Origin of the sequence: Pseudomonas sp. JDS08PS003 (genome assembly GCF_045013505.1) — a bacterium.
In the GTDB taxonomy this organism is placed as follows: domain Bacteria; phylum Pseudomonadota; class Gammaproteobacteria; order Pseudomonadales; family Pseudomonadaceae; genus Aquipseudomonas; species Aquipseudomonas protegens_B.
In genome coordinates, this window is sequence record NZ_CP120724.1 from 5,870,079 (window position 1) to 5,883,085 (window position 13,007).

Genomic DNA, 13,007 nt, shown 5'->3' on the forward strand with positions numbered 1-13,007 from the left:
CCTTAAATCCACAACTTCTTGAAGTCACGACCGCCGAAGATCAGGTTGACCATCGCACGGGTCAGCCAGATGGCCGTGAACATCGAGGTAAAGATCCCGAGGGACATGGTCACCGCAAAGCCTTTGACCGGACCGGTACCCATGGCGAACAGAATGCCACCCACCAGCAAGGTGGTCAGGTTGGAGTCCAGGATCGCGGTGAATGCCCGGCCGAAGCCTTCGTTGATTGCCCGCTGCACAGTCATGCCCGCGGCGATCTCTTCACGTATCCGCGAGAAGATCAGTACGTTGGCGTCCACCGCCATACCCATGGTCAAGACGATACCGGCGATACCCGGCAGGGTCAGCGTTGCCCCCAGCAGAGACATCAGGGCCAGCAGCAGCACCATGTTCAATGCCAGTGCCACAGTGGCGATGACACCGAAGAAACGGTAGATGGCGATGATGAACAGCGACACGAACAGCATGCCCCACAGCGACGCATCGATACCCTTGGTGATGTTGTCAGCACCCAGGCTTGGACCGATTGTGCGCTCTTCGGCGAAGTACATCGGAGCCGCCAGACCACCGGCACGCAGCAGCAGCGCCAGCTCGGAAGATTCGCCCTGGCCGTTCAGGCCAGTGATGCGGAACTGGCTGCCCAGCGGCGACTGAATGGTCGCCAGGCTGATGATCTTCTTCTCTTCCTTGAAGGTCTGCACCGGCACGTCTTTCTCAACACCGTTCACCACTTGCTTGGTGTAGGTGGTGGTCGGCTTCTGCTCGATGAAGATCACCGCCATGCTGCGACCGACGTTGGTGCGGGTCGAACGGTTCATCAGCTCGCCACCGTGACCATCAAGCTTGATGTTCACCTGTGGACGGCCGTGTTCGTCGTAACCGGCCTGGGCATCGGTCACCTGGTCACCCGTGATGATCAGGCCGCGCTCGATCTGCGCGGGAGGACGGTTGCCCTCACGGAATTCGAAAGACTCGGAAGTCGCCTTGGAAGCACCCGGCTCGGCGGCCAGACGGAATTCCAGGTTGGCGGTCTTGCCCAGGATCCGCTTGGCTTCAGCAGTGTCCTGCACGCCCGGCAGCTCAACCACGATACGGTTGGCACCCTGACGCTGAACCAGAGGCTCGGCCACACCCAGCTCGTTGACCCGGTTACGCACGGTGGTCAAGTTCTGCTTGATGGAGTATTCGCGGATTTCCGCCAGCTTGGCCGGGGTCATCGCCAGACGCAGCACCGGCTGGCCATTGAGGTCGGCCGGTACGATATCGAAATCGTTGAAGTTCTTGCGGATCAGCGAACGAGCCTGTTCACGGCTGTCTTCATCGCTGAAGCCCAGCTGGATGGCGCCGTTGAGCTGCGGCAGGCTGCGATAGCGCAGACGCTCTTTGCGCAGCAGGCTCTTGACGTCGCCTTCATAGACTTTCAGGCGGGCGTCGAGGGCTTTGTCCATGTCCACTTCCAGCAGGAAGTGCACACCACCGGACAAGTCCAGACCCAGTTTCATCGGGTGCGCACCGAGGTTGCGCAGCCATTGCGGGGTGGTTTGCGCCAGGTTCAACGCCACCACATAGTCATCGCCCAGCGCCTTGCGCACTACATCCTTGGCCGGAAGCTGGTCTTCCTTGTTGATCAAGCGCAGCAGGCCGCCCTTGCCGTTGGCAGCAATGGAAGAAGCCTTGACGTTGATACCGGCGTCGGTGAGCGCTTTGCTCGCACGATCCAGATCCGCCTGAGTGACCTGCAACGCAGTGCTCGCACCGCTGACCTGAATGGCCGGATCATCAGGGTATAGATTGGGAGCGGAATAAATAAAACCGATCGCCAGCACCGCCAGGATCAGTAGGTACTTCCACAGAGGATATTTGTTCAGCATCACGCCGCCCGTTTATGACGCGGGGCGCCTTGCGCGCCCCGTCGATTGGTAAAAGATGAAACTTAGATGGCTTTCAGCGTGCCTTTTGGCAGCGTGGCAGCGATCGCGCCCTTCTGGAACTTCAGTTCAACGGAGTCCGACACTTCCAGAACCACGAAGTCGTCGGTCACCTTGTTGATCTTGCCGGCGATACCGCCAGTGGTCACAACTTCGTCGCCTTTCTGCAGGCTGCCCAGCAGGTTTTTCTGCTCTTTGGCGCGCTTGGCCTGTGGACGCCAGATCATCAGATAGAAGATGGCCAGGAAACCGATCAGGAAAATCCACTCGAAACCAGTGCCAGCAGGACCGGCAGCGGCAGGTGCAGCGGCGTCCGCATACGCGGCAGGGATCAAAAAGCTCATTTAACACTCCGATAATTGCAAAATTAGTGGCTTAACGTCTTTAGAACTTATTCTAAAGGCGGCACGGGCAACCCGCGTTTGGCATAGAAGGAATCGACAAAGGCGGCCAATGTACCTTGTTGAATAGCCTCGCGCAAACCAGCCATAAGACGCTGGTAATGGCGCAAATTATGGATGGTATTGAGCATACTCCCGAGCATTTCCCCGCACTTGTCCAAGTGATGCAGATAAGCACGGGAGAAGTTCTGACAGGTGTAGCAATCACAAGTTGGGTCCAGCGGCGAATCATCATGGCGATGGAACGCGTTACGGATTTTCAGCACGCCTGTATCGATGAACAGATGCCCATTGCGGGCATTGCGGGTTGGCATCACGCAATCGAACATGTCCACACCGCGGCGCACACCCTCAACCAGATCTTCCGGCTTGCCAACTCCCATAAGGTAACGAGGTTTGTCGGCAGGCATCTGGCCCGGCAGGTAGTCCAGGACCTTGATCATTTCATGCTTGGGCTCGCCCACCGACAGGCCGCCGATGGCCAGGCCGTCGAAGCCGATCTTGTCCAGGCCTTCCAGGGAACGCATGCGCAGGTCCTGGTGCATGCCGCCCTGGACGATACCGAACAGCGCCGCCGTGTTGTCGCCATGGGCGTTCTTGGAACGCTGGGCCCAGCGCAGGGACAGCTCCATGGAAATCCGCGCCACGTCTTCATCGGCCGGATACGGGGTGCACTCGTCGAAGATCATCACGATGTCCGAACCCAGGTCGCGCTGCACTTGCATCGACTCTTCCGGGCCCATGAACACCTTGGCACCGTCCACCGGCGAGGCGAAGGTCACGCCCTCTTCCTTGATCTTGCGCATGGCGCCCAGGCTGAACACCTGGAAACCGCCGGAGTCGGTGAGGATCGGGCCGTTCCACTGCATGAAGTCATGCAGGTCACCGTGAGCCTTGATCACCTCGGTGCCCGGGCGCAGCCACAGGTGGAACGTGTTGCCGAGGATGATCTCGGCGCCGGTGGCGACGATATCCCGCGGCAGCATGCCCTTGACCGTGCCGTAGGTGCCCACCGGCATGAAGGCCGGGGTTTCCACCGTACCGCGGGGGAAGGTCAGGCGACCGCGACGAGCCTTGCCATCAGTGGCCAGGAGCTCGAAGGACATACGACAGGTGCGACTCATACAGTTTCCTCGGGGGCCAGATCCTTGGGAGCGGTTGGCGCGGGATTACGGGTGATGAACATCGCATCACCGTAGCTGAAAAAGCGGTATCCATTTTCCACCGCGGCGCGATAGGCGGCCATGGTCTCGGGATAACCGGCGAACGCCGAAACCAGCATCAACAGCGTGGATTCCGGCAGATGGAAGTTGGTCACCAGGGCATCGACCACATGGAACGGCCGGCCCGGATAGATAAAGATATCGGTGTCGCCACTGAACGGCTTGAGCACACCATCGCGCGCGGCACTTTCCAGGGAACGCACACTGGTGGTGCCCACCGCCACCACCCGACCACCGCGAGCATGGCATGCGGCAACCGCATCCACCACGTCCTGGCCGACTTCCAGCCACTCGTGATGCATATGGTGATCTTCGATGCGCTCGACCCGCACCGGCTGGAAAGTGCCGGCGCCGACATGCAGGGTCACGAACGCTGTCTCCACGCCCTTGGCAGCAATGGCCTCCAGCAGCGGCTGGTCGAAATGCAGCCCCGCCGTGGGCGCCGCAACAGCCCCCAGACGCTGGGCGTACACGGTCTGATAACGCTCACGGTCCGCGCCTTCATCCGGGCGGTCTATATAAGGAGGCAACGGCATGTGCCCGACCCGATCCAGCAGCGGCAGCACCTCCTCGGCGAAGCCCAGCTCGAACAGCGTGTCGTGGCGCGCCAGCATCTCGGCCTCGCCACCGCCGTCGATCAGGATCTTCGACCCAGGCTTGGGCGACTTGCTGGAGCGCACATGGGCCAGCACCCGATGGCTGTCCAGCACCCGCTCGATGAGGATCTCCAGCTTGCCGCCGGAGGCCTTCTGGCCAAACAGACGGGCCGGAATCACCCGGGTATTGTTGAACACCATCAGATCGCCCGGACGCAAATGCTCCAGCAGATCGGTGAATTGACGGTGGGCCAAGGCGCCGGTTGGCCCATCCAGGGTCAACAGACGGCTGCCGCGACGCTCGGCCAAAGGATGGCGGGCGATCAGCGAATCAGGAAGCTCGAAGGTAAAGTCAGCAACGCGCATGATGGGGTTCGTCTAGCAGGGCCGGAAAGTTTAGCGGAATAACTAAAAATTGACCACGAAAGCCGATTGACCAACGGTAACCGCCTCTCTATACTTCGCCGCCATTGAGCCCTGATGGCGGAATTGGTAGACGCGGCGGATTCAAAATCCGTTTTCGCAAGAAGTGGGAGTTCGAGTCTCCCTCGGGGCACCAAGTACATATCTCAAGATGCCGCTCAATGCATCTTGAACCCAAAAAAACCGGCCACTTGAGCCGGTTTTTTTGTGCCTGTCCGAATCCTCATTCGATCTGAATCGCCCCCTTGGTTCCAGCATCGCTATCCATCCAGACGTCTTCATTCTTCAGGCGTCGATCACCTTGAATGGTGAACAGCAGCGTGCCCTGGCGAAATTGCAGGGCGCCATCCGTGCGTTTGGCTTTGACCTGTTTGCCGTTCACCCACACATGCTCTTTGGCATCGATACGGATGCTGGCCACTGTCGCGCCAGTAGCGCTTTTGGCCGTCCATTGTCCGGCGTAGGGGGTCTGTTCCTTGGCGCTGTCAGCAGCGGCGGCGGGTGTGTAAGGGTCGGCAAATCCGGCCTTGGCGTTTTCCGCCTTGCTCTTGTGGATGTCGCATCCCTGAAGCTCGGTCATCTGGGTACAGCCCGACTGCTCAAGCTGCTGGCGATACTTTTCATTGATGGCGTGGGCCGGTGACTGGGCAAACAGCAAAACAACCAGTGCCGGCCAAATGAACTTGTTCATCGTGCGCTCTCTGCTGATCGAATCTCTGTACTCAACAATAGCCCCGCTGCAAACCCTTGCTCCGCGATATCCGCTCGGCAAGGCCGCGCTCAAAGCATCCCCGTCAGTAAACGATCTCACTGCGGATGGCCTGTATCACGATGTTCGATAGCCGTTCGGTCAGCGGGTCTGGGGTTGCCTCTCGGCGATGCAGCGTGAGGGCGATTGAGGGCAAGGCTGGCAAGCCGCGGTCGCCGGCCTGCAGAAGCTCGGTGCCTGGTTGCAGGCCCAGGGCCGTGCGGATGGTGTAGCCCAAGCCGGCTTCGGTTGCCGCGGATAGGCCATTGAGGCTGGAGCTGGTGAACGACAGCAACCAGGGAATCCCGTCACGGTTGAGGGCTTCAGTGGCCATCGAGTGAAATGGACAAGGCGCGTCGAACGCAATGATCGGCAACGGCGTTCCCGACTCGACGCGCCAGTCGAGGTATTGATGCGATGAGCCGATCCACTGCATGGGCAGGTCCGCCACCACTTCCTGATACCCGGTGGTCCGCTCTGCCCCCCAAGCCACGGCGAGATCCAGGGAGCCGTTTTCGATGCGGCTGAGCAGATCGCCATTGCGCGCGATGCGGGCTTCGACCCGAACATCCGGATGGGCCCTGGCGAAGCGGCCCAACACCGTGGGCAGGAAGCTGCCCAGGTCTTCCTGAAGCCCCAGGCGCACCCAGCCTTTGAGCTTGAGCTCGGACACCGCGGTGATGGTTTCATCGTTGAGGCTTAAGAGCCGCCGGGAGTAGTTCAGTAGCACTTCCCCGGTGTCCGTCAGTGCCAGCCTGCGGCCGGCCTTCTTGAACAAGGGCGAACCCGCCTGGGCTTCGAGTTTCTTCAACTGGGCGCTGATGGCCGATGTCGAACGAGCGAGCTTTTGCGCCGCCTTGGCAAAACTGCCCAATTCAACCCCTGTGACGAAACTGCGCATGACATCCAAATCGAAATTTACTGGTCTCATGACAATCCTGTTTTTTGGGACTAACACGCAAAATTATTTGATATTCGAGACGATACTCCCATGAGAGTCTTTTGACCCACAACTATTTAACTAGTGGGATTCTTATGCCTGTAGATAACGGTCACCGTTGGAAAGTGCTCGGTGTCGGCGTTGCGGCCAACGCCAGCTTTTCCAGTGTGGTGGGGGGACTGCCCGCTACAGCGGTCTATATGCGCGCCACCTATCAGCTGGACAACGCCGAGCTGGGACTGGTTCTGGGGGTGCTCGGACTGGGCATCGCCATCAGCGAGATTCCGTGGGGGCTGCTCACCGATCGCTGGGGGGATCGTCCGGTTCTGTTGACCGGGCTTCTGACCTCCGGCATCGCCTTGCTGATCCTGGCCATGCTGGCCTTTTATGCCCCCACGGTGGTCCTGCTGGCGGCGGGGCTGTTCACCGTGGGCCTGCTGGGCAGCAGCGTCAACGGCGCCAGCGGCCGGGCCATCATGGCCTGGTTCAAGGAAGGCGAGCGAGGGCTGGCCATGAGCATTCGGCAGACCGCTGTACCCGGGGGCTATGCCTTGGGCGCGGTGGTGTTGCCCTACCTGGCTCATACCTACGGTTTTATCGAAGTATTCACGGCATCCGCCCTGTTCTGCCTGGTGGCCGCCCTGTTTGCCTGGTTATGGCTGTATGAGCCGGACTTCTCCAGCAGCGCAGCAAAAAAACAGAGCCTGGAGAGCAGCAACAGCCCATTGAAAGACCCGAGAATCTGGCGAATCGTCTTGGCCATCGGCCTGCTCTGCGCCCCGCAATTTGCCATCCTCACCTATGCGGCGGTGTTCTTTCATGACTTTGGCAACATCAACATCACCCTGGTTTCCGCGACCTTGGCGGTGATCCAGATTGGCGCAATCGTCAGCAGGATCTGGAGCGGACGCTGGACCGACAAAAACAAAAACCGCCGCAGCTACCTTAAAGCCTGCGCCTGGTTGAGCACCCTGACCTTTGTGGCCTTGAGCGCAACGGTATCGGCCGCCAGCTTCTATGGCATCAGCCAGACCCCGCTGGCCAGCGCCGTGATCATCGGTGTGATGGTCGTCGCCGGGATCAGCGTGTCCGCCTGGCACGGTGTTGCCTACACCGAACTGGCCACACTGGCCGGCGCCAGTCGGGCCGGTACAGCCTTGGCCATGGGCAATACCTGCGTGTTTGTGGTGCTGTTCGCGACCCCCATCGCCGCGTCCGCGCTCATGACTCACTTCTCCTGGAGCCTGGTGTGGCTGGCAGCCGCCTTCTGCGCCCTGTTGACCGTACCGCTGTTTCCGCGCGTTGAAAAAAACTACGCGCTGGAACTTGGCTCGGCTTGAAGCTGCTCCTTTACAAACGTGTCACAACTAAAGCGCGTGCTGCATAACTTGAAGAGCGGCACGCGTCGCACTCTGACTTACATACGCTAACAACCTAACCACTCGATTAACTAGTCCGATCTTATTCCATGGAGGAAACCAATGATCCCGCTATTTATTTTTGAAGCCGGTGAAAAGGCGCAACTACTGAGTCTTCTTGAACACGTCCAGCTATCGCCCTACAAGAACTACAGCGACTTTTCAGAAGAAATACGAGAGCTGCATTCCCAGGTTCCACAGCGTTTTGTAAAGGCCTGCCAAACCATCAGCAATGAACGAGCCCGTCATCAGCAAAAGATCCACGTTATACGTAACTGCCCTATGGACAAGGTGATCCCCGAGTTGGACCCCGACGATCCAGTCAGTGACAAACACCTGAAAAAGAACAAGTTCATCAGCGAAGCCTTTCTCGAACTGTTCGCCCAACTGACAGGCACTCCGCTGCTGTCCTACGAAACCAGAAACCAGGGTGACTTCTTTACCGATGTCATCGCGATCAAGAAATACAGCGGGCAGCTCACCGGGTTCAGCGACAGCGAGCTGGTGTTTCACAACGACCGCACAGCACACAAAGTCCGGGCCGACTACATCACCCTGCTGGGCATGCGCTGCCCCGATGATGACCTGATCTACACCGGCTACATCGACGGCGCGGACATCGTCAGCAACCTCGAGCCCAAGCACATCGCCTGCTTGCGCGAGCCACACTTCTATACGGTTTTCGATGTCTTCTCACGGGACATGAACAAACAACTGAGCACCTCCGAGAAACACCCGATCCTGAGTAACGCTCACTCCATTCGCTTCCTTGACACCATGACCTGTGTCGCTGAAGAAGCGCCGCTCGAAGCACGGGATGCCTTCATTGCCTTCAAAAGTGCGATGACCCGCTCTCAATGCAAGCGCCACCGCATTCTCACCGGCGACCTGCTGACGTTCGCCAATCAGGATGGCCTGCATAACCGGGAAAAGATCGACATCCTCAATCCTGACAGTGCCGCTGCGCGCTGGCTGTTGAAGACCTATGCCTTCAAGGACTCCCGCACTGCCGAAAGTTTCGAAGCGTATTGGGCCAATAACCGGGCCGGCTGCGTCATCGACTAAGTTCACCGTTAAAACAATAACTTCATTATCAGCATGACCAGTCAGGGTGATTTAAATGCGCCTACACGCATTCTCCAAACGGGTTGAAAACCTTGAGCTTTCGGAAACTTACGCCATTTTGGATATGGTGCGCAGCCTGCGTGAGCAGGGGGAAGATATCGTCGATCTCGGCGGTGGTGAACCTGACTTCAGGACGCCCGATCATGTCGTAGATGCTGCCGTTGAAGCACTTTCAGACGGTGACACTCATTACACACCCAGCCGTGGCACCAAGGCACTGCTGGACGCCGTGGCCCATAAATACAAGACCGAGCACGGGCTCGATCTGGTGGCCGACAAGAACATCATTGTCACCCCATCGGCAAAGCACGCGCTGTTCATCACATTGATGACCTTGCTGGACCAGGGCGATGAAATCATCATCCCAACCCCCAGCTGGGTGAGCTACAAGGCCATGGCGGCCATGGCCGGGGCCACCGTCAAGGCGGTGCCGCTGGACGGCAAAAACGGCTTCATGCTCGAAGCCGACGCCCTGGAACAGGCGATCACGCCACGCACCAGAGCCATTCTGATCAACAACCCCAACAACCCCACCGGCCGCGTGCTGACCCGCGAAGAGGTCACCGGGGTGGTCCAGGTGGCGCTGAAACACGGGCTGTACATCATTTCCGATGAGATCTACGAAAAGGTCATCTACGGCCAGGCCCGCCATATCAGCATCGCCAGCATCGAAGGCGCCCAGGACATCACCGTTACCATCAGCGGCTTTTCCAAAGCCTACGCGATGACCGGATGGCGCCTGGGCTACGTCGTCAGTTCCGAGCGCATTTCCAATGAGCTGCTCAAGGTCCATCAGCATACCGTCGGCTGTGCGGGCTCCTTTATTCAACGCGGCGGCGTCGCTGCCCTCAAAGGTTGCCAGCACCGAATAGCCGACATGGTGACCTCCTATCAAAAGCGCCGCGACCGGCTGATCGAAGGCCTTGAGAGCATTGCCGGCATCAAGTGCATAGCCCCCGAGGGCGCACTGTATCTGTTTGCCTCCATCGCCGACCTGGGTTTTGAAAACTCCCTGTCGTTTACCCGCTGGCTGCTCAGCACCGCGAAAGTCGCCGTCACCCCAGGCACCGCCTTTGGTGAGGGGGGCGAAGGCTATATCCGACTGTCCTTTGCCGGTAGCGATGAAGCCATCGACGAGGCCGTCAGGCGCTTTCATCAAGCCTTCAAATAATTGCCCGCCCCTCTAGAACCGTCATCACATACAAACAGGAGTTAGTATGTCTCTACGACACATCACGCCTTCGTCGCCTGCACACCGTATCGCTATCATTGGCAGCGGCCCCCGTGGTCTGTCTGTGCTGGAGCGCCTGGCCGCACTGATGCTCATGGACGCCCCGATCAAGCCAGTCATTGTCTATCTGATCGACAGCGCGCAAATGGGCTCCGGCCGGGTATGGCGCACCGATCAACCACGCCACTACGTGATGAATACCGTCGCCGAGGAGGTTTCGTCCTTCTCCGGGCCGTTGGACGACGGCCCGATCAGACCGGGCGCCGGGCCGTCGCTGGCACAATGGTGGAGCTCCGTGGACCCGGCCTACCCGGGGGCCAATGCCTATGCTCCGCGCGCGGTACATGGCGAGTACATGCAGTTCGTCCTGGCGACCATCGAGGCCAGCTTCACGCCGAACATCTCGCTGCAGCGCGTACCGGCGGTGGTCGTCGATCTGGTCAACGATGAAAACATCCAGACCCTGGAACTGGATAACGGGTCTTTTCTCCAGGTCGACAAGGTGGTCATCGCCACCGGGCACCCCACCCCCGAGTTGATCGGCTGGGAAAAGCAGCTGCAACAGTTCGCCCAGCAGACTGCCGGGCTGGAGTTCTTTCGCGGCGACTCCGCAGCCGACATGCCGCTGTCGCGAATCCAGTCGGAGCAGCAGGTGGGGATCGTCGGCCTGGGCCTGGCGTTCCACGACATCGTTGCCGCCCTCACGGTCGGTCGTGGTGGCCGCTTCAGCGTTGTCGACGGTGTTACCACCTACATCCCGTCGCACCGTGAACCCAAGCTGTTCGCCGGGTCCCGCAGCGGCATGCTGATCCCCGCCAGGGGCCGCAACCAGAAAGGCCCGAACTTTCAATACCAACCGCTGTGCATCACCCGGGACAAGATCGATGCACTGCAAAAACGCGGTCACATCGACTTTGCTGCCGAAGTGCTTCCGCTGCTGCTGGTTGAAATCAACATCGTCTACTTCGCCACCGCCCTACGGGCCAAGGCGGGGCAGGCAGCCGAGCAGCAGTTCAAGCAGCGCGTGGCGCAACAGCAACTATTCTCCTTGCCGGCCCTTGTTGCCGCGGCCGCCGACTTCGGCGTGAGCGACCTTCCGGTCCTGGAGCTGGACCGACTGGCCAGGCCGTTCCGCGCCCAAGAGTTCCACAGCCCGGCAGACTTTGCCCAAGCCCTGGATCGGGTACTGGAAGATGACTTGTGCAGCGCCCGCGAGGGCAACGTCGACAACCCGATGAAAGCCGCCCTGGATACCATTCGCGATACCCGCGCCCTGATCAGAAGCGTGGTGGATTTCGGCCGGCTCACCCCGCGCTCGCATCTAGAAGACTTCCTGCAGTACTACGCCCCTACCAGCCTGTTTCTCACCGCAGGACCGCCCCTTTACCGCACCGAGCAAATCCGCGCCCTGATCGCGGCGGGGGTACTGACGCTGGTGGGACCTGAAACGGTCTATGGCATCGATACCCAGCACCACAAGTTCAGCATCGAGTCCCCCAGGGTCCGTCACTCCAGGCAACTGATCGATGTGGTCATCGACGGGCGCATCCCTTCGCCAGACTTGCTCCGAGACCCGTCACCGCTGACCAGAAACCTGGTGCGGCGCGGGTACTGGACCAACTACATCAACCAGGGGATCGACGAGGACTTCGTCACCGGCGGCGTCGCCGTCACCCCCGGTCCTTATCACCCGATCGACCGCTCGGGCCAGCCCATCAAGGGGCTCTATGTACTGGGCCTGCCTTCCGAGCACACCCGCTGGTTCATGCAGGCCGGCAGTAGCCGCCCCGGCTTCTGGACCGACTTTGCCCAGGATGCCCACTACGTGGCCTTCGATGCACTGCAGTCGGCCTACGCCCAAGCGCCTGTGGCAATCACTGAAGTGGCCTGATCGCCCCCCTCATTTAAAGGAATGAATGATGTCTGCAAAGAAAGCACTGCTGGTCATGGACTTCATCAATGAAATTGTCCATCCCGAAGGGGTTTATGCCCGTGAAGGCTATTACCAACAGACCGAGGAACGTCGGGTGGTGGAAAAGGCCGCATCGGCCTTGAACTACGCCCGCAGCAATCAACTGCCGATCATCTTTATCGTCGTCGGTTTCAACGCCCACTATGAAGGCTTCCCCCCGCACTCCCGAGTGTTTGCTCCCGCCAAGGAACATGGCGTCTTGAAGTTGCAGACCTGGTCCACCCAGGTGCATGACGACCTGCGCCCCCGCGAAGACGAAATCGTGATCGCCAAGAGCCGGGTCAGCCCGTTCTATCAAACCAACCTGGAATTGATACTCCGGACCCAAGGTATTGAAGAGTTGGTATTGACGGGGGTATCGACCGAACACGTCATCCTCGCCACGACCCTCGACGGGCATGACAGGGACTTCAAGATCACCGTGCTGGAAGATGCCTGCGCGGCGGTGACCCAAGAGCGTCACCTGGCGGCGATAGAAAGAATCTCCCGCACGGCGACCATCAGTTCGACCTTCAACTTCATCACCTCTTCTCTATAACAGGCGCACATCCATGAACCCGACAGTCTTCAATCTGCTGAATGTATCCAGCGAGCCGGATTCGATCCAATGGTCGACTCATCAACAACTGGGTCGCAGCGGCGCCAGCATTCACACGCTGTTCGAATGCCAGGAGAGTGCCCAGCGGATTGCCTTGATCCGTTGCGACGCGGGCGCCAGTGCCCAAGCTCACCACCATCACGGCCATGAAACCTTTCTGATCCTGGACGGTGACTTTGAGGATGAAAACGGTACTTACCTCAAGGGCGATCTGGTGATTTACCCGCCAGGCAGCACCCACGCCTGGAAGTCCTCCAAGGGCGCGTTGATCTATGCCACCTGGGGAGGCGCCGTAACCTCGAAACCAGCGCCAGCCGCCGAGGCCGCCAACCATGCCGCCTACGACAACAGCGTCTATGACGGTCGGCACTTGATCTGAAACCGTCGGCCATTTCTTTTGGGGT

At 59.5% G+C, this 13,007-nt stretch carries 12 protein-coding genes and 1 tRNA gene; 7 read left to right on the forward strand and 6 right to left on the reverse strand.

The genetic code is table 11. The annotated features are described in order from the left end of the window. Positions 1–2 precede the first annotated feature (2 nt). The 4 genes from secD to queA form a co-directional block, all read right to left on the reverse strand. Positions 3–1,871 carry a protein translocase subunit SecD gene (gene secD / locus P7C00_RS26045; RefSeq protein WP_346633953.1) on the reverse strand — a complete coding sequence of 623 codons (1,869 nt, stop codon included), beginning with the start codon at positions 1,869–1,871 and terminating at the stop codon, positions 3–5. 62 nt (positions 1,872–1,933) lie between these two features. Then, complete coding sequence (gene yajC, locus P7C00_RS26050; RefSeq protein ID WP_015636884.1) at positions 1,934–2,272, reverse strand: preprotein translocase subunit YajC; 339 nt, start codon at positions 2,270–2,272, stop codon at positions 1,934–1,936. Between the two features lie 47 nt (positions 2,273–2,319). Next, positions 2,320–3,435, reverse strand: coding sequence for a tRNA guanosine(34) transglycosylase Tgt (tgt, locus tag P7C00_RS26055; protein ID WP_161799191.1), 1,116 nt, complete (start codon positions 3,433–3,435; stop codon positions 2,320–2,322). A 14-nt stretch (positions 3,436–3,449) separates the two neighbouring features. Beyond that, a complete protein-coding gene (gene queA, locus P7C00_RS26060; protein WP_404937594.1) occupies positions 3,450–4,514 on the reverse strand; it encodes a tRNA preQ1(34) S-adenosylmethionine ribosyltransferase-isomerase QueA in 1,065 nt (354 codons plus the stop codon). Positions 4,515–4,622: 108 nt separating this feature from the next. On the opposite strand from queA, the gene P7C00_RS26065 reads away from it, so the two are divergent. Continuing rightward, positions 4,623–4,707: transfer RNA gene (locus P7C00_RS26065), tRNA-Leu, on the forward strand. Between the two features lie 87 nt (positions 4,708–4,794). Here the strand turns inward: P7C00_RS26065 and P7C00_RS26070 are convergent. Together P7C00_RS26070 and P7C00_RS26075 are read right to left on the reverse strand one after the other, a co-directional pair. Beyond that, positions 4,795–5,262 carry a hypothetical protein gene (locus P7C00_RS26070; protein WP_404937595.1) on the reverse strand — a complete coding sequence of 156 codons (468 nt, stop codon included), beginning with the start codon at positions 5,260–5,262 and terminating at the stop codon, positions 4,795–4,797. 103 nt (positions 5,263–5,365) lie between these two features. Then, positions 5,366–6,250: a LysR substrate-binding domain-containing protein gene (locus P7C00_RS26075; RefSeq protein WP_346633944.1), complete on the reverse strand. Its 885-nt coding sequence runs from the start codon at positions 6,248–6,250 to the stop codon at positions 5,366–5,368. Positions 6,251–6,354: 104 nt separating this feature from the next. On the opposite strand from P7C00_RS26075, the gene P7C00_RS26080 reads away from it, so the two are divergent. The 6 genes from P7C00_RS26080 (at position 6,355) to P7C00_RS26105 (ending at position 12,982) form a co-directional block, all read left to right on the forward strand. After that, positions 6,355–7,599 (forward strand): MFS transporter, encoded by a 1,245-nt coding sequence (locus tag P7C00_RS26080; RefSeq protein ID WP_404937596.1) that lies wholly within the window; start codon positions 6,355–6,357, stop codon positions 7,597–7,599. 141 nt (positions 7,600–7,740) lie between these two features. After that, the gene (locus P7C00_RS26085; RefSeq protein ID WP_346633942.1) at positions 7,741–8,742 is read left to right on the forward strand and encodes a taurine catabolism dioxygenase TauD; all 1,002 of its coding nucleotides are present in this window, start codon (positions 7,741–7,743) and stop codon (positions 8,740–8,742) included. Positions 8,743–8,797: 55 nt separating this feature from the next. Next, positions 8,798–9,973 (forward strand): pyridoxal phosphate-dependent aminotransferase, encoded by a 1,176-nt coding sequence (locus P7C00_RS26090; RefSeq protein WP_346633941.1) that lies wholly within the window; start codon positions 8,798–8,800, stop codon positions 9,971–9,973. A 46-nt stretch (positions 9,974–10,019) separates the two neighbouring features. Beyond that, a complete protein-coding gene (locus P7C00_RS26095) occupies positions 10,020–11,924 on the forward strand; it encodes an FAD/NAD(P)-binding protein (protein ID WP_404937597.1) in 1,905 nt (634 codons plus the stop codon). Positions 11,925–11,952: 28 nt separating this feature from the next. Next, on the forward strand, positions 11,953–12,543 hold the full coding sequence (locus P7C00_RS26100; protein ID WP_346633939.1) for a cysteine hydrolase: 591 nt from the start codon (positions 11,953–11,955) through the stop codon (positions 12,541–12,543). A gap of 13 nt (positions 12,544–12,556) precedes the next feature. Continuing rightward, positions 12,557–12,982, forward strand: coding sequence for a cupin domain-containing protein (locus tag P7C00_RS26105; RefSeq protein WP_346633938.1), 426 nt, complete (start codon positions 12,557–12,559; stop codon positions 12,980–12,982). The last annotated feature ends 25 nt before the right edge of the window (positions 12,983–13,007 follow it).